The 17,490-nt window shown below is 37.0% G+C and carries 15 protein-coding genes and 1 pseudogene; 1 reads left to right on the top strand and 15 read right to left on the bottom strand.

Annotated features, from left to right (window positions below; translation table 11 throughout):
• Positions 1-591: 591 nt before the first annotated feature.
• The 9 genes from CJZ72_RS11645 to CJZ72_RS11690 form a co-directional block, all read right to left on the bottom strand.
• Positions 592-1,179 carry an NAD(P)H-dependent oxidoreductase gene (locus CJZ72_RS11645; RefSeq protein WP_081133564.1) on the bottom strand — a complete coding sequence of 196 codons (588 nt, stop codon included), beginning with the start codon at positions 1,177-1,179 and terminating at the stop codon, positions 592-594.
• 79 nt (positions 1,180-1,258) lie between these two features.
• The gene (locus CJZ72_RS11650; protein WP_095444047.1) at positions 1,259-1,807 is read right to left on the bottom strand and encodes a Crp/Fnr family transcriptional regulator; all 549 of its coding nucleotides are present in this window, start codon (positions 1,805-1,807) and stop codon (positions 1,259-1,261) included.
• Positions 1,808-2,022: 215 nt separating this feature from the next.
• Positions 2,023-2,265, bottom strand: a complete 243-nt coding sequence (locus tag CJZ72_RS11655) for a hypothetical protein (protein WP_081133565.1) — start codon at positions 2,263-2,265, stop codon at positions 2,023-2,025.
• Positions 2,266-2,306: 41 nt separating this feature from the next.
• Positions 2,307-2,606, bottom strand: a complete 300-nt coding sequence (locus CJZ72_RS11660) for a hypothetical protein (RefSeq protein WP_081133566.1) — start codon at positions 2,604-2,606, stop codon at positions 2,307-2,309.
• Positions 2,607-2,792: 186 nt separating this feature from the next.
• On the bottom strand, positions 2,793-3,737 hold the full coding sequence (locus CJZ72_RS11665; RefSeq protein ID WP_005877741.1) for an L-lactate dehydrogenase: 945 nt from the start codon (positions 3,735-3,737) through the stop codon (positions 2,793-2,795).
• A 480-nt stretch (positions 3,738-4,217) separates the two neighbouring features.
• Complete coding sequence (locus tag CJZ72_RS11675) at positions 4,218-4,499, bottom strand: hypothetical protein (RefSeq protein WP_081133569.1); 282 nt, start codon at positions 4,497-4,499, stop codon at positions 4,218-4,220.
• 68 nt (positions 4,500-4,567) lie between these two features.
• Complete coding sequence (locus CJZ72_RS11680; protein ID WP_005877736.1) at positions 4,568-4,801, bottom strand: hypothetical protein; 234 nt, start codon at positions 4,799-4,801, stop codon at positions 4,568-4,570.
• A 289-nt stretch (positions 4,802-5,090) separates the two neighbouring features.
• Positions 5,091-5,384, bottom strand: a complete 294-nt coding sequence (locus CJZ72_RS11685; protein WP_081133570.1) for an rRNA processing protein — start codon at positions 5,382-5,384, stop codon at positions 5,091-5,093.
• Between the two features lie 420 nt (positions 5,385-5,804).
• Complete coding sequence (locus CJZ72_RS11690) at positions 5,805-6,839, bottom strand: Gfo/Idh/MocA family oxidoreductase (RefSeq protein ID WP_005877732.1); 1,035 nt, start codon at positions 6,837-6,839, stop codon at positions 5,805-5,807.
• A gap of 198 nt (positions 6,840-7,037) precedes the next feature.
• Between CJZ72_RS11690 and CJZ72_RS11695 the strand changes: the two genes are divergently transcribed.
• Positions 7,038-7,910, top strand: a complete 873-nt coding sequence (locus CJZ72_RS11695) for a MurR/RpiR family transcriptional regulator (RefSeq protein WP_081133571.1) — start codon at positions 7,038-7,040, stop codon at positions 7,908-7,910.
• A 69-nt stretch (positions 7,911-7,979) separates the two neighbouring features.
• Here the strand turns inward: CJZ72_RS11695 and CJZ72_RS11700 are convergent, their stop codons facing one another.
• The 6 genes and pseudogenes from CJZ72_RS11700 to CJZ72_RS11725 all read right to left on the bottom strand — a co-directional run bounded on the left by CJZ72_RS11700 (position 7,980) and on the right by CJZ72_RS11725 (position 17,283).
• Positions 7,980-8,558 (bottom strand): SGNH/GDSL hydrolase family protein, encoded by a 579-nt coding sequence (locus CJZ72_RS11700; RefSeq protein ID WP_081133572.1) that lies wholly within the window; start codon positions 8,556-8,558, stop codon positions 7,980-7,982.
• A 121-nt stretch (positions 8,559-8,679) separates the two neighbouring features.
• Complete coding sequence (locus tag CJZ72_RS11705) at positions 8,680-9,132, bottom strand: ASCH domain-containing protein (protein WP_073490767.1); 453 nt, start codon at positions 9,130-9,132, stop codon at positions 8,680-8,682.
• Positions 9,133-9,604: 472 nt separating this feature from the next.
• Positions 9,605-10,304, bottom strand: a pseudogene (locus tag CJZ72_RS11710) (class C sortase); the annotation flags it as partial.
• Positions 10,305-10,598: 294 nt separating this feature from the next.
• The gene (locus CJZ72_RS11715; RefSeq protein WP_095443859.1) at positions 10,599-12,452 is read right to left on the bottom strand and encodes a SpaH/EbpB family LPXTG-anchored major pilin; all 1,854 of its coding nucleotides are present in this window, start codon (positions 12,450-12,452) and stop codon (positions 10,599-10,601) included.
• A complete protein-coding gene (locus CJZ72_RS11720) occupies positions 12,449-13,870 on the bottom strand; it encodes a SpaH/EbpB family LPXTG-anchored major pilin (protein ID WP_081133574.1) in 1,422 nt (473 codons plus the stop codon). Before CJZ72_RS11720 ends, CJZ72_RS11715 begins: the two co-directional genes overlap by 4 nt.
• Entirely contained in the window at positions 13,867-17,283 is a 3,417-nt protein-coding gene (locus CJZ72_RS11725) for a SpaA isopeptide-forming pilin-related protein (protein ID WP_157728890.1), read from the bottom strand. Before CJZ72_RS11725 ends, CJZ72_RS11720 begins: the two co-directional genes overlap by 4 nt.
• Between the last annotated feature and the right edge of the window lie 207 nt (positions 17,284-17,490).

Consider the following 17,490-nt stretch of genomic DNA (forward strand, 5'->3'; position numbering starts at 1 on the left):
ATATTCCAAGATTTTATTTTTCAAATAGTTGAAATTATATCGTATTCTGTGAAAAATTTTTTAGAATAAATTATTGTTAATGATTTGCGCAGCAACAATTTTATAATTGTTGTTCATTTGTTCGGTTTTAAGCTGTATTTTGTGTGTACAGTCATCCGCATCTAAATTAATTATGTATTGGTATTGGATCTTGATTATCTAAACAGCTTTTTTGTCCTATATTAGTCATACTTGAAACTTATTCAATTAATAGTATGCCATCTACACAAAATTCTGGTTTAAAATAAGTTGAACGGCCTTTCCCAAAAACATGAAGATTTAGCATGACCTTGTCTCCTTTGTTCAAATGGGAAATATCAATCTTATTTGTCACATGATAAGAAAACAAACGTTTTTTATCTTCTGGAAGCTTAAAAATCAATGTTTGAGTATACCATTTGTGACCAAAACGATTTACCTCATAAATATTGACTTTGTGAACGATTACATATTCAATGCTTGTATATACAGAGTTGCTCCTTCCTTTAAAGTGATTAAAAAGATTGAGATAAAAGTAAAAAACACTTTTACCTCAATCTTTGTTTATCCTAATTACATGTTTGCGAATTTCTGTTCAATATTCTTTAGCCATTTTTGTCTTTTTTCTACCTTGCTCATTTTGACCATGTTTAAACTGATCCAGTTCACGTTTTTCATACCTGATTTCTTGAATGTCCCTTTTATAAGTGCTTTTTTTAAGGCATTCCCATAGGTTAATTTGTACATGATCTTAGGTGTATTCATCGTTGTAATAACTGTTGTGGCCTTTAATTTGGGTAAAAGACTTACCATACTTATCCCATTCTCTTTGTAGTCATAAGTCAATCCTGGATAAATGACTTTATCGATAAACCCTTTTGTTAATGCTGGCATCATTTCCCACCAAATCGGGAAAATAAAGACCAGATAATCTGCTTCTTTGATTTTTTCTGCATAGCTTATAGCAATAGGGTCAACTGCTTGATGCTTTACAAACCCTAATAGATCAGCGGAAGTCATCACAGGGTTAAAGTTCTCTTTATCTAGATCAATGACTTCATATTTCCCTTGAGCTCTTGAGATTCCTTTTACTACTGATTCCAGAATGGCGTGATTGTAACTTCCTTCATATGGATGGTTATAGATAATCAATGTTTTCATATTCGTTTCGATCTCCCTTTTTCTTTTGTGACTAAAGAATACAGGGAAATCATATAACTGTAATTAACAAAAGATAATTCTACGATTTGATTCTCTTTTTTATTCTGCTTAAAGAGACCGGCGTGATCCCTAAAAATGAAGCAATATAATGATCTGGTACACGTCGTACTAGTTCTGGTCTTTTTTCGAGCAATGAAATATATCTTTTTTCTGGGGATTCTTTGATTCTTGATAAGAAATATTCGGTATAAGCGATAAAACGTTCCGATAACTGATTCATCATCAGATGTATTAAATCAGGTGATTCTGCTAATAAATGCTCCAGTTTTCTTTTTTCTAAGACTAATAAATCAGTATTTTCAATTGTTTCAATGGTAAATATACTTGGTTTCCCAAGATGAAAACTTTCATAAGAAGCGACGATTTGCCCTTCAAAGAAAAACTGAAACGTGATATCTTTTCCGTCATCGTTATTCCAAAGACGAAGAGCTCCTTTTTTAATAAAATAGATTTTATCTGCTACTTCTCCTTCGTAAAGAAGTGTAGTATTTTCAGGTACTGATTTTTTATACCAGTAGCTATTTTCCGTTTCATTTGTTAGTTTTAACAAATCAGAGTAACTATCCATAGACATTGTTCCTCACCTATTCTCTTTTAGTTTAGAAGGAGAAATTCCTTAATAACGTATTTCCTTCAATTATAACTACTTTAGGAGAATAGTAAAACGTTCCAAAAATATTCGCCTATAAAGGTCACTACGGGTATCCTGAACTTATTTTTTGAGCATTGCCATTCTCTTTGATGTTGGTCCCTTCAATTTCGCGTATAGAAAAGCAATTTAAGCTAAAATCGATAAACAAATGCATGATAGAAAATCAACGAAATATAGACGGCTAATATGATCAATAATACTAAAGCAATAACTAAAGGTGTGATGGCTGCTCCTGTCTTCTTTTCCCAACTGAATGTTCCTTTTTTTCGCTTCCAAAAAATGGCTAGTACAATCATAATGAAAGTGGCGAACCATAATAAAAAGGCGATACCTCCTATTTTTATGACTGTTTCGTTAATTATACTAATTCCCATAGATCCCCCTCTTAACTACTTGGTTCTATTGATTGATCCGATTAATTTGTTTTAGAATAACTTTTCTTAAATTCTTTTGAATCAGTTTTTCCTTTTTCGAAATTATCCTCAATCGTTTTTTTCTGTTTTTGCATTCCTTTTTTTACTAAACTTCTGTATCTATGACGTTTCTTAAAAGCAAATAATTCATTAAAAATATCAATTATTGCATAGATTAAAGGAATGATCATTCGCAAAACATAACCTAATGTAGCAATCGTTATAAGGATAAATATGATTTTTGTACTGATAGAATGCTCGTCCAAATCGCTGAACATCGTTTTTATCCAACTAAAATCCACGTTGTTTGTTCCCTTCTCCAGTTTTTAGGTTGCAACGGTCAATATGTAGACATATCTTTATTTTATAGTCTGGAAAACGGATTAATGAAACGATAATTTCAAATGCTAGAATAATTTGTTCTATAAAAAAAGCCGGGATAAGTAATATATCCCGACTTTCAAAAGCATATTCTTTGCAATCATTTTTTATAATACAGTATTCAAAACATTTCGTAATTCACTAACGGATTTATGGAACTGTGCTCTTTCATCTTTTGTGATAGATAACTCGATTACTTCACGTACTCCATTCTCATCGACGATTGAAGGAACACCTGTAAAGATATCTTCTTCTCCATATTGACCAGTCAAATAAGCTGAAACTGGCAATACAGCTTGTTCATTGTTCAAAACAGCTTTGACGATACGTGCTGTACTCATCCCAATCCCATAGTAAGTGGCTTTCTTACGATCAATGATTTCATATGCAGCATTCTTTACTTTATCTGCAATGATCGTTAAATCAGCTTCTTCGAGGCGGTGATCTTTTTCAACAAATTCCATGATTGGTTTTCCACCGACTGTTGTATGTGACCATGCAGCTACCTCTGAATCCCCATGTTCACCTAAGATATACCCATGGACACTTCGTGGATCTATTTTTAATTTCAATGCGATTTCTTTTCTGAAACGAGTAGTATCTAGCGTAGTTCCAGTACCAATAACACGTGAAGTTGGTAATCCTGATTCTTTCCAAGCGATATAGGTCAAAATATCCACTGGGTTTGATGCCACAACTAATACCCCGTCAAATCCTGATCCCATGATTTGTTTGACAATGTCACGCATGATGACTGAATTTGTTTTAACAAGATCTAAACGAGTTTGTCCTGGTTTTTGGTTTACTCCTGCGGTGATAACGACTAGATCTGCATCTGAACATTCGCTGTAATCTCCTGACCAAACAGCGACATTTTCTTCTCCCCAAGCCATACCATCTAAAAGGTCCAATGCTTCCCCTTCTGCTTTTTCTTGGTTCACGTCGATTAGAACGAGTTCATTAGAAATTCCTTGGTTGATCATTGCATAAGCAATACTTGTCCCAACAAAACCAGTACCAACAATGACTACTTTTCTACTTGTTTTTTTCATGATATATAACACGCTCCCTTTCATCTCTTATGTTATTTTCATGAAAATTATAATGCCGACTATGTCATTTATCAATATAATGAAAGTTATACTTACTATAATTTTTATTTATAGAAAAACTCAACTAGATTGTCTGGGTACGTTCCCAACTTCTTCTTTTCCCAGTATGTATCGCCTGTTCTTTACCAATAGTAGCATGCAGGTCTTCCATCGATGCTATTCTTTGAATCATTCCTTGCCTATTCTTTTTTGCATGAGTAATTCTAGCATGTAGAGAAGAATTTGAGCTTATAGTAAGATAGCTTGTATCGGTGGACATAGATCTAAGAGTTTCTTTACTGGAGTTACTTATCGAGCTATTGAAACTGCTCATTTCTTTTTGTTCTTTTAGTTTTTGATAAGTCTTCGTACGAAAGAATTTGTGGATCGGGTATATGAACTTTTTCACTGTTCTCTCCTCCTGTTGAATCGGTTATTTTATTAGGGCTTTTGTTTATTTTTTGCATTTTCGAGTAGTGTTTGTTCTTGTTGTCTATAAGCTTCTGCTAGTTGTTTTTTAAACTTTCGTTGATGTTTTCGGTGGCGTTGCCCTTTTAAATACTTCATAAAGGCACGAAGGATCACAATAAATAAGTACATAGCAAAAAAGGCTGAAAAACCATACCGCAGAATATAGAGGAAAAAGTAAGCATAGGATTCTGCTAGATGATTCATGGGTGGTAATCCATCTTGATAAAATAAGAATGCCAGAAGTAGATCCATTTATTTTCTCCTATAAGTAATAAAAAAGAGGCTGTATCGCTGTACTACCTCCCCTAGTTTAGTTACGTTTATCTGTATTTTTTGTATTGCCCTTGTTTTGTCGTCATTTTTCCTGATGATTTTTTGTTTGCTGGTCCACTTGCTGTCATTTTTTTACTAAGTAACAGTGTGACAATAATGATTACTGCGAGTCCGCCTAAAATAAACACTAAATGATCGGATAAATAGTCAGAGAATCGTTTGAATAGATCAGTCTGTGCTACGACACCTGATTTGATTGTTTGTTGCCAAAAGGTTTCCATATAATGCCTCCTAGTTTGAGTTGAGAATAGTAATTTGGTTTCACATCTTAAAGCATAATATAAAAAGAAACTAAGCGACTAACACTTTTTTCTAAGTCAGGAAAAAGTGTTTTTTTAATTTTGGTCATCATTTTTGAGGTCAAAAAACAATAGGATTTGTTAGTTCTAAGCAATATGGCACCGAATTGTATCGCTGACAGTAAAAAAGCCACAGACCCATTTTTTTGCTTCTGGGTCTGCGACTTCTATTGCTTTGATTTAAACACTCTTTAAAGAAAGTATCACACAATTAGCCTTTGTGTTCTTTTTTTGAAGTCAATTCTTCAAATTTTTCTTTGACTTCATCTGTCAGTTTCTCTACTTCATTTTCGAAACGATTAGGTTTTGTTGGTTCATCTTCTTCTACAGCATTTGATCCAGATAATGCTACTTCTTTTTCTTCGCCGGAGTTTGTACCAGATAATGCTTCTTGTTTTTCTTCTGTTTCGCCAGAATTTGTTCCAGCCAATGCTACTTCATCATCTGATTTAGGCGCCATTGAACCTCTCAGACGTTTTCCCTTTTCCCCATTGTAATTTGTCATAGTTCTACCTCCTAGTCTTTCTTTTCTTTATAGTACATAAGAATAAAATAACTGTCAAAATATGTGAATAGAAAAGGGTTTCTTTTCTTTCTTTTTTTAAAATCAGCAATCAGGATGTTTCTTTTTTTCTATAAAAAACAATCCAAAAAATCTGCGTAGCATTTGTAACATCTTAACTGATTTTATTTTTTTGTGACCGGCAGAGAAAAGTTCTGTACATATCGCTATTTCTTCCTACAGACATTTTCATAGGATTTCGGAAATTCCAAAAAAGAACGAACAATACAAAAAACGCATTGTTCGTTTTTCCTCCAATTTCTCAAACGTAAACGATTTTTGTCTCGACCTCATTTTCTGTGTTTGATTGTGAGTATTAGAAATGTTCCCTTTTATTCGTTGATTACGAAACAAAATGTGGCATCAGTGAGTGCTTTTTTCATTTTCCTGGATTTCTTTGATTCCTTCTTCCAAGATGTTCATTTGAAGCAAGGTTTCTTCGTCTTTTATGATTTTTTCTGCACCATTGATCAATGTTTCATAGATGCCTTCGTATACACGGCTGTAGTCACCAATCTCTGAAATGACTTTTTCTTCATGATAGGTTCCTTCGCCATCTATATAAGTCAAAGTGCCGTAGTGTTGAGGTAAATCGATCCCAAAGTCTTGATTGTCAGGCATATAGAACATTTTTAAATGTTCTTCCTGACGATCCTTCGTTTGTTTGACGAACATGCCTTTTTTTCCATAGACGACAAAACTAGGGCGCTCCTTGATTCGGAAATAACTGGATTTGACTGAAATTTTCATCGTACCATAATAAAAATCAAGGTCGAAATAATCATTCATACGTCCTTTACCCAATAATTGACGAACATCATAGTGGATCGTATCTGGTTCACCAAAGTAAGAAATGACTTGATCTACTGTATGACACGCATGGCCATAAAGATAACTATTCGCTGTTGAAAATTCAGTAGTATTTTCTGGGATTTCTGGTCTGAAATAATCATAATGCATTTCGATTTCTAAGATGTCACCAAGTTTTCCGCTTTCGATCACTTTTTGAACCGTGAGAAAATCGGAATCGAAGCGGCGATTTTGATAGCACTGGATGAATAGCCCTTTCTCCTTCGCTAACGCAAACAATTCTTTTGCTTCTTTTGACGTCTCTGCAAATGGTTTTTCGACTAATACGTTTTTGCCTTTTTCAAGAGCCATTTTTCCGTACTCATAGTGGAATTGACTAGGCGTAGTGATAACGACCAATTGAATCTCGGGATCATCCCAAAGATCAGATAGCTGATTTGTATATTCAATATCGTCAAATGTTTCCCAAACTGGTTTTGATGGGGAAAAGATTTTTTTGATCTTGATCTTATCGGTTAGTTTTCGTGAAAATGGCAGATGGTAACGATTGGTACTTTTTCCATTACCTAAATATGCGATTGTTAGCATAATTATCCCTCCTTAGTAGATACTGTGAGTATACAAGGAAATCGCAAGCGTTGGTTGTTTTCAGGACAAACAGGTAAAAATGTTCAGTAACTCAGGAAAATCTCTTCGCACGGTGACAAATATGTTTAATCGTACATTTTTGATTTGGATAGTCAAACACGTGGATTTTCAGTATGATAGAGTTGGAAGGTGATTGAAATGTTAATTGAAGATAAATTGATTCGCCAAGATACATTTACGACAACGGAGAAACGGATTGCTGATTATTTGCAAGCAAATTTTGAAGCTGCCGTCTATATGACTATCGAGGAACTAGCTAAAGCGACCTATACTTCTCATTCAGCCATCATTCGGCTATGTAAAAAATTAGGATTTACCGGTTTTAAAGAATTTCGCTTGGAATTAGGGCGTGAGGTCCATCAATTACTAGCGCAATTTGATCAAACGATCGATGCGAATTTCCCTTTCTCAGAGCAAGATGATGGAGCAACGATAGCGAAAAAAATGGCTGAATTATCGATTCAGGCTGTGAAGAAGGCACAGCTACAAATTGAAGATCAGCCATTAGATACAATTGCGGAAAAATTGACACAGGCGAAGCGGATTTTTGTCTTTGCCAAAGGAGATTCCCAGATCACTGCAAGGAAATTCCAAAATAAATTGGTCAAACTAAATAAGTTCTTGATCTTGGCTGAAGAATATAGTGATTCGTCTTGGAATGCTGCGAATCTAACTAAAGAAGATTGTGCTGTTTTTATTAGTTATAGTGGAAGAATCCACCACTATGAGAAAATCATGTCCTACTTGAAACATGTAGGGACACCCACCCTTCTTCTGACAGGAAACGAGCATTCTGAAATGGCAAAAAAGGCGAGCATGTGTCTCGTAATCTCTCAAGGCGAGTTGGATTTTGTAAAAGTCGCTACTTTTTCTTCCCAGATTGCTTTTGATTATGTTTTAAATACGCTATATTCGATCATGTATGCCCAAAATTATACGGCGAATGTTTTAAACTTGAAAGAAAAGCAACAATTGATCCAACATGGGTTATTGAAGGAGTACCGTCAATAAAAAACTAGCTCCCGCTTGTCTTGGAAGTGATAAAAACCACTTGCCAATCAGCAGGAGCTAGTTTTCGCTTTATTTTTGTTGCTCGTTTCTTTGGATCAACTGCGCAATCAGCGAACCTAAAAAATGATAGCCAAGTTGTGATGGATGTAATCCGTCTGATTGTAAATAGATCGTTGGATCAGTGAAAGAACGTTCATACTGATAGAAGTCGATAAACTCGCTAGCGGTTTGCTCCGCTACTTTTTTAGCTAGTTGGGTGTATTCCACTAGGATGACTGGATCTGTCTGAGTTTTAATCTTTTCATCTACATAACTTGGTCCTACTAAGATGATCCGACTGTCTTTAAATTGATCTATGATGTCCAACAGATTTTCTTGAAATGCTTTTTTGTTTTTACGATCGTTGATTGCGTCATTGATGCCAATGTTCAAAACGACATAATCAGCGGTTAATTCTTGGTCAATCTGTGTCAATCGTTCCAAAGCGCTAGTCGTAGAATCACCTCTTTTTCCTAGATTGGTTATAGTAAAATCTGGTAACCCTAACGCACGCAGCGTGTTCAAAAGCTGCTGATCTAAGGCGTGTATGACTTCTCCTTCAAAAAGTCCTGCAGCGATGCTATCGCCAAATATAATGATTTTTTTCATTTGTGTCATCCCTTTTCTTTTATACACTTCAATCTTAGCACCCTACATAAAAAAGGAAAACTCTAAAGGGTAAAGTATAAAAAGATTTTATCCTTCGATCAAAATATCTGATCGATAACTGTTAAGCACGATAGCAGACTCGGAATGTTTCACAATAGAGGATTTCTTTTTCCGTAAAGGTCAGCCCATAGGTATGAAACACCTCTTGAAAATAGTTCAGATGGGCATAGCGCCATTGCGCAAGACTACGATCGTCTTCACCCTCAAGGTAAGCAAAATCGGCTGGAACATCACAAAAAGCGATTTCGTCTACAGTTATTGTTTGGATGACTGCCTTGGGTTGGCTCTTGCCATCCAGGATGATACTGTATTCTTTTTCCTTGGGAAGTGGTTCATCGTCGTAGTCAAATAACTTTTTGGCAGAACAGGTTCCAGTCTTTTTCCCCTCCAACACTAAGGCAAGTAAACTATCTGCCATCGACGGATTGCTCCCGAAAGCCCATACCTCATATGTGCTGTCTTTAGCTTCAGGATGCATCGTTACAAATTTTTCCCATAATTCGAGTACTTCCATGTTAGTCTCCCATCTATTCCATGGTTTTATTCATAGAATCATTTGATGTAATAGATATAAGGTTCTTTTTTGGTTCTTTGAATGACTACTTTATTGTTTTGTCGTTTCAATCGGAACTGTTTGTCTTTAGGATGTCTGATGGATGCGCGGATTCTCCCACCATTATCAAAAAGAATAGCATATTTTCCGCCTGATAGCATTTCATTCACTTGTCCTTCTTCATTTGGTGTCACGTTGATTTTGGAAGGCTTCTTTTTGTTCAAGCTTTGTATCGTAATTGACTGGATTGTTTCGTTTTGTAGTTGGAAAGACAAAGGATATTTAGTGTGACGAATCACTTGGTTCCCCCAGATACGATAGCCGAGATAAGTGATTAGTCCAACAATAAGTAAAAGTGTTCCAATCAGTAGTAATAAAAAGAGCTGTTGCTGGTTTTGTACTTTTTTGGTTGCATTTTCTGCTTGTTCTGGAGAATAAGGGATCCGGTGTCCGCGAACCAATAGTCGATGGCTATTGATCATATAAGGCGTACAAGTCAAGAGTGTAACAAGATCCTTGTCCGGTTCGATCCTCAAATCATCTGTATCTGTTGGTTCGACGGTCTTGATCTGATCGACTTGATATGCGTGGATACTTTTGTTGATTTCAATCAAGAAGGTATCCCCAAGTACTAATTTCGGTAAGTCAGTGAATAATTTTGCTTGGGGTAATCCTCTATGACTTGAAAGAACTGCGTGGGTGCTTTTCCCGCCTGTTGGATAGGAGGTACCTTCAAGCAATGATGCACCTTTTTCCAGAAGTACTGCACTAGTCTGATCAAAAATAGGTAACCGAACATTGATTTTAGGGATCGTCAAGATTCCCAACGTATGTTTTTGCAAATAGGTATCATCTGCTTTTTCTGGTTGCTCTTTTGTCTTTTCAAAAGGATCTGCTCCCGGGTTATTGCCTTCTTTTGCTAATTGTCGGTTTTTTTCTTCCATTTTCTTTTGGATTTGTGTCATCTTTTCTTTGTTTTCTGAGGCTGCTTGTTTCTGATAATGACTGATTACTTGTTGATCCAAATAATTATTCAACGCATCACTGACAAAAGGATAGGCTAATGCAAGAATACCTCCGAGTAACACTAGAAGCATGAGACAATCCCAGAATCTTCTCTTTTTCTTATTCATACTTCTCTCCTTTCGTTTATAAAAATCTGTAGCATGAAAAATCTCTTTTCTTTTATCTAAAAAATCTGAATAAATAACGGTAATAGAAGTATTCATTTCGTAAATAAGCCAGAAATCTCAAAAATTTGAAAAAACAAATTTCTTGATTTCTGGCTTATTTAGTGGAGTCTGGGACAAATCTAAAAATCAGTTTTGCTACAGACGCTAATTCCGAATAAACGGTGTCCAAAAGTCAGGTTTTTCGAAATTTCCGAAAAACCTGACTTTTGTCTTGACTTCCTTTCAAGAATTCGATTAATAACTTTTTCTTCTTGTGAAGTAGATACCTGCAATTACAAGAAGTACCGCACCGATACCGATATAAAGGTAGATCCCTTTGCCACCAGTTGAAGGAAGTGTTCCTTTGTGTTTGTTAGGCACTTTTTCTGGTGAAACCAGTTCTCCAGTTGTTTGGTAAGATGAGTCGTTTACATCAAATGAGATGCGGTTCGTCAACGGTACATAATTTTCAGGTGCTTTTATTTCTTCAAGATAATACGTTCCGTATTTCAAACCAGTAACATCGATCAAACCATTTTTTTTCGTAGTGAAAACTGTTGCTTGATCTTTTGCCGTTGTCCAGCTGACTGCTTTTGTTTGAGGGTCGATCACTAAATAGTTTGCACTATCTGAATCTTGATCTCTGACAACGAATTCTGCATCAGCTAAAGGTTCATCAGCAGAAACATCTCCATCGATCTTAACAAACCGTTTTCCACCAGTTACGACATCCACTGTTGGTGGTGTTTTGTCTTCAGTGTGTCCATTGTCTACATTTGCTTCATTGGTAAATCCTTTTGTTGGATCAGCTTGTTCATTCAAATGCATGAAATAAGTGAATTTCAATGTAGCTCCTGGTGTCAAAGAAGGAATATAAGCTGGGTCCACTGCGACTGTAAAGCCGTTTCCTTGTTCTGTTACAGTATAGTGTGATTGATCGATGATCGTGTTGCCATCATATAAGACGTATCCAGTTTTACCAGTTGGTGTGTTACTGAAGGTCAAAGCAGCATCATGGGTATCGACTAAATTGAATTTAGTATATTTATTTGCTGTTCCTTCTTTATCGGCAATCCCTTGTGGAATATTGACAGAGATCTCATATTGGATATCTTCTCCGATAGCAACATCCTTTCCATCTAGTTGAGGCGTTGTTTTTTCAACGTGTGACGTATCATTTTTTATGGTTTTTTCAACAGGTGTTTGACTTTCTTCGATAATCTCAAATGGCGTTTTTGTTTGATTGTCGATCAACGCTGCGTTATCTGGTGCTTTGACTTCTTCCAAAATGTAAGAACCTACTTCTAGGCTATCTACTGTCAATTTCCCTTTATCTGTTGCCACTTCAGTGAAGTCTGTACTACCGATGTCATAGGCGTTTCCAGTCACGAAATGTTTTGCGGCATTCTTATCTGTAGTCCAAGTGTAAAGGCCGTCTTTTACACCTTCGATATATTTCACTATGGCCCCTTCTGTTTTAGAAATAATGAATTCTGCGCCGTTCAATGCTTCATTTTCAGCTGTACCGATTTTTTTGACAACTAACGTACCGTCACTAGTTACTGTATTTTTAGGATAGACATGCACTGTGTTCAATTCTTCTGTCCCATATTTATAAGAACCGTCTGATTGTTTGATCATTTCATAAACTGGGAAAGCAATCACCATGTTTGTTGCTCGAATGACCCCAGCTTTTGGCTGTTCTTTGATGACGTATACGGCATCTTTTCCGTTTTGTGTTTTTGGTAAAGACAAAGTAAGATTTCCTGCTGCATCTGTTACACCTGTCGCAATTGGATTACCAGGCGTCAAAGACTGCACCGCTTGTTTCGCGTCATCTACTGATTCTCCATTGTTGCGGTGATCGTAAAACTCTGTTGTGACATCATAAACTGAAAATGTCACATCACCCAATCCTTGATAATGATCAAACTCGCTCATTTCTTTCCCTGTGTTTTGGATCAGCGGGTCTGGTAGATCGGTCATTTTTTTCTTATGGATGATGACTTGTGCTGACGTGTCAGCTGCATAAACATCTGCCGCGCTAAACCAACTTGCTAGGATCGGAACGATCAACAATAATGCACTTATTACAATTCTCTTTTTCATTTTTTCACTCCTATTTTTCTTTTGATAAGCATACTTACAACGAATAAAATCATACCAAGCCCTACGACAAACCATAGTGTTCTTCGTTGTTCATTTGTTTTAGGCAAGAATCCTTTTCCCTTTTCTTTTTTATTTATAACTTTTAAAGGGGCTGTTTCTTTTCCAGATTGCTGATAGCTGTATTTGGTTACCTCGAAAAGAATCGGGGATTTATTTAAGATATACCCAACTGGTGATTGGACCTCTTCTAACTGATAGTTTCCATAAGCAAATCCAATGATCGAAAATTTCCCGTCTTTATCAGAAGTGACTGTAGTAGCTTCCTCACGTTTCGTTGTCCATGTAGTATGTCCACTTTTGCGAGATAGATAGTTTCCCTCACTATTTTTTACGATAAAGGTGGCACCAGCTAAACCTATTTGATTTTCGTTGGCTACTTTGATGAAATGTTTACCGCCTGTGTAGACAACAGCTTTGTCAATGTATGAAGAAGAACCAACGTCTAATTTTCCTTCATTATTGATTGTTTCATCTGGAATTGCTTTATCGTTCAAACACATCTGGTACGTGAGTTTGAGTGCTTTTCCAACGTATTTCTGTAAGAATGTAAGATCAAAATCGACCGTAAATCCATTTGATTCTGTGTGTAAGCGATAGCCTTCTGTCATTTTCTGGCCGTTGATAGAAAGACGGATTGTTTCAGGTAGAAGTGTCAACGCGGCATCTCCTTGATCGCTGATTTTGAACCTGCTGTAATCGAGAAGATTCACAGGTATAGTCGTATTCAATGAATAATTGATCTTGTCACCTATCGCAAAATCACGTTTGCCTTCTTCAACTTTTTTTTCAAAAGGTGGTGCTGGATAGGTATTTTCTTCATTTTTAGGATATAAATGAATGGTTGCCAATTCTTGGTTGTCTGCATCATTGATCGGTAGAGCAACAACAAGGTTGGCTGCTTTTTCTTTGACTATTTCTGGTGCTTTCACTTCTTCAAAGAGATAGACACTATCACGCCCTTGGTTGTCTTTGATTGGCAGTTGGAAATTAGCAATACCATCTTCATTTCCCACTGTCTGGGTCACTTGTTCTGCTATTTGGTTACCTGTGCTAGCACCTTGAGCAGCAATTTTTTGTTGCGCGTCTTCCACGCTCATTCCGTCTCTTCTCAGTTGATAGAACGTATCAGTCACGTCATAAGCGGCGAAGGTCACATCATTCAATCCTCGATAGTTCTGTAAAAAAGTTTGCTCCTGTCCGGTGTTTAGTTGAGTCTCTGGTAATTTTCCATTTTCAAAAAGTAATTTATGCAGAGTGAATTGAACAGTGCGTGTTTCACTCTGTGCCTGGTTCTCCTTTGGGAAACTAAAGAGACAGAATGGAATCAAACAAAGAACGAGCCATTTTAGTTTTTTCATTTCATCACGCCCTTTCCGTGATTTCTCATGAAGAGATAAACACCTGAAAGACCTAGAGCAATAAGTCCTATTAGATAGATGCCAAGGCGGCCGGAGCCACCAGTTTCAGGTAGCGGTACTTTTGCTTGGTTCGTGACATCTAAGCTGATTTGATTATGTTGTTCTCCATCAACTAAGACATTCTTCACTGCAGTGCCATCAATCATGACTGTACCATTTTCTTGGATCACGACTTTCACACTCTGTTTCAGTCCTTGATAGCCTTCTGGCGTGTATGTTTCTGTCAAGATATACGTACCTGGCTGTAGATTTTCGAATAGGAAGGTGTCTGTTGGTTGTCCATCTTTTGGCAATTCGATATCCACACCATTACCTTGTAAACGAAATTTTGCTCCAGGTAATGCTTTTCCATTGTCTTCTTTTTTGTGAACGGTCAAGTCAAAGGATTTTAAGTGATTTTCATGTGTTAATGTCCACTGATCTGCTGTTTCAACATTGTTTCCGTCATAGTGGATCTCCCCATATTTATCGATCGTAAACATATAGTTACCAGGAATCGTATCATAGCCTTCTGGTCCTTTGGTTTCTACGATTCGATATTCTCCAGGATCATTAGCGCTGAATAAGGCCAACCCGGCAGCATCTGTCTCTTTTGTGGCTATTGTCTGGTAGTTTCCTGTGCTTGTTTTTTTCTGTAAATCAAAAGTTGCCTTTGCTAGATTGACTTGTTTTCCTTCTTGGGTCGTATACTTGCGAATGCCTATTGGGATCTTTTTGAACTGATTCGTGACCGTAAGTGTAATCGTATTGTCTTTGATCGACGTGTCTTTATTATCAATGGTCACCTTTCCTTCATCGGATACCTTGATCGTCCAAGTCTGTTTCTGAGACAACTCATGACCTTGTGGGGCTTTTAGTTCGGTCAAAGTATAGGTTTCCCCTTTGTCTAACCGTGCGTTGTCTGGTAAAGAATAAGTGCCGTCATGGTTATCTTTCAGTGTTACATCAAGTGTCCCACCCTTCAATTGAAAAACAGCCCCTTCTAGAGGTTGTTCACCTGAAGATGATTGTTTGATTACTTTCAAGTTCAATGGTGTAAACTGTTTGATGTTTTTCCAAGTCGTGTTGTTCAGCATATCTGAGGTATAACCAGGCACATCAAGTTCCGCGATAGCTTGGTAAGTAAAATCTTTCCCTTGATTGTTGTACTTTGGTAAGAACAGGTTTTCTTGATAGCCAGCTCCGCTTGTTTCAGAAAGTTGGGTGACATCATTTCGTGTCCATGTATCCCCTGTGTCACTAGCTGGTTTATTCAATTGGACAAAGCCTGTTTGCCAACTGTTGGGATCAATCGTTTGGGTTCGTTTCACTTCATACGTTACATGATCTGGTCGACTACTTTTATCATGGTCGAATTCTTCCCATTGTTTCGTAAAGTTTAGTTTGACGCCAGGTGCTTTCGCTGAAGGAATACCAAATTCTGCTATCTCGCTTGAATCAGATAATGGTTGGAACGTTGTGGTGCCATTGATCTGATACCAATAATCCGGCTTGAAGTTTTTACTTTCTGTTTGGATACGTACTTGGTAATGGATTTGGATCTCTTGGTCTTTACCTAAATAGATTTGATTGCTTTTGATAGTCGTGCCATCCATTTGGATCGATGGTGTCACTGTCAGTTGTTTACTTCCTACACTTTTTACGCTTAACGTATTGGGTTGATACACAAATGGTTGAGCAATTGGATCTGTCACTGCCCCATTAACGACTGTACCGGATATTTGGACCGCTTTTTTAGCTAAATAATCAGAAATATCTGATGCATGATCTGCAGATTCATAATAAAGTGTGCCATTTTGGTCACTTGAGACCATTTGTCTCATTTTGGCTTCTACTTGTGCTTTGGAAAGGTTCGCTTGATTGTCACTTTGCAACTGGATACCTAAGCCGTGGATCTCAATACCGCGTTGTTTCAGTGCCATTGCTTCACCGATCGTGGCGATGAATGTACTATTGATCGTTTTTCGATTGCCGTTTTGGTCATCAACATTATAGGTGGGAGAAATTCTAGAGGTGCTCCCAGAACCTTCCTCATTATTTGAAAATTCTGTACCATAATAGCTACCATCTGATTCTGTAAATACTTTTTGGTTTTTATATGAAAAAGTTGGCACACCATCAGTCAGCAAAACAATGACCTTTTTATGACCGTTCGGAGTAGAAAGCATAGTTCCGGCATCTCGCAATGCTTTTTGTGTGAATGTCCCTCCACTAGTACTGGAAGGTGTCACAGATTTCACTTGATCTTTGACTGAATCAAATGGCCCCATTGGAACAGAACCGTTATTGTAGCCATCGCTTGAATAGCCGATATAGCCCATGCTGATTTTATCTGTGATGCCGCTATTGCTTAATGTGTCTACGAAACGATTGACGCCATCACGGACTTCACCGATCCGATTGTTGTTATTCATACTGCCTGACCAGTCAACAACTAAGGCGATATCTAAAGGTGTTGTTTCTTTTTGGACATTCCCTCGGACGTTCAAGTAAACATCAAAGAGCCCTGGAGTAGTTGTTTCTTCCGCAAATTTACGAACAGCATAATCAGCTTCGTTACCTGTTCCGCCATATTCAATGTATGAATTGGTTTTATTTGTTGGGTCGCCATCCCATGTTTTTACACCATCCCATTGGTCACTGGCATTTCTATTTCCTTGATGATTCAAAACATCAGTGTTGCCCGCTGGCTGCCAACTAGCTGTTGGATAAGTTCCTTGAGCGTCTGTTGTATAATCTGCGTGGATAGTTTGATTCACTCTTAGGGGTGCGCCATTTGCGGCTAGAGTTGGCAAACTGAAAGGTTTGACAGCTGGAGAGTGATTCGTTTCCTGTGAATCTGTTGCGGTCGTTTCCGTTGTGGCAGATTCTGTAGAAGAACTAGGTGCAGAATTGGCATCACTAGTTGTTGTCTTCGTTGCCTCTTCTCCTTGTGTTAACGGTGTAATTGGTATTTTTTTGTCATCTACCAAGAGTTCATTTGCTTTGTTTGTATATGATTTTTCGTCGATTTTTAAGGATAAACGAATAGACTGACGAATATGTGGCTCGATTTGTAGCGTGATTCCTTGACTGTCTACATGGTACGAATAGCCCTCTTCTTTCGTAGGATCTGTGAGAGATAAATAATTCGTTCCTAGACCAATTATTTTTTCTTGTTTTTCCGCCGTCTGATTATTTACATTTACTTCCAAATCCAAATAATGGCTGTTTTCATTCTCAGTTGTGATTTTAGCTGATGCTATATCAAAGACAGTTGATACTTCAGCCATCGCAGCAACAGGAATAAAATAAGAGAAAACTAATGAAAATAGCACACAAATTATCCCTAACCTCTTTTTTAAAGTAATCATTCTTCCCCTCCTAATTTAATTTTTCATCTACTCCAATGTAAAAACGATGAGATTAAAATAAATAATTGCTCTTATTTTTTATTTATTATAAACTGATAGTTATTATACGAATGGTTCAAAAGATAATCACACCAATTTTCAGACTGGGTAGTTTCATTTGTGGAATTGATTCCTCTATTCGATGGGAGTTTGATTATATAAAAGGGT

The organism is Enterococcus durans (assembly GCF_002277935.1).
In the GTDB taxonomy this organism is placed as follows: domain Bacteria; phylum Bacillota; class Bacilli; order Lactobacillales; family Enterococcaceae; genus Enterococcus_B; species Enterococcus_B durans.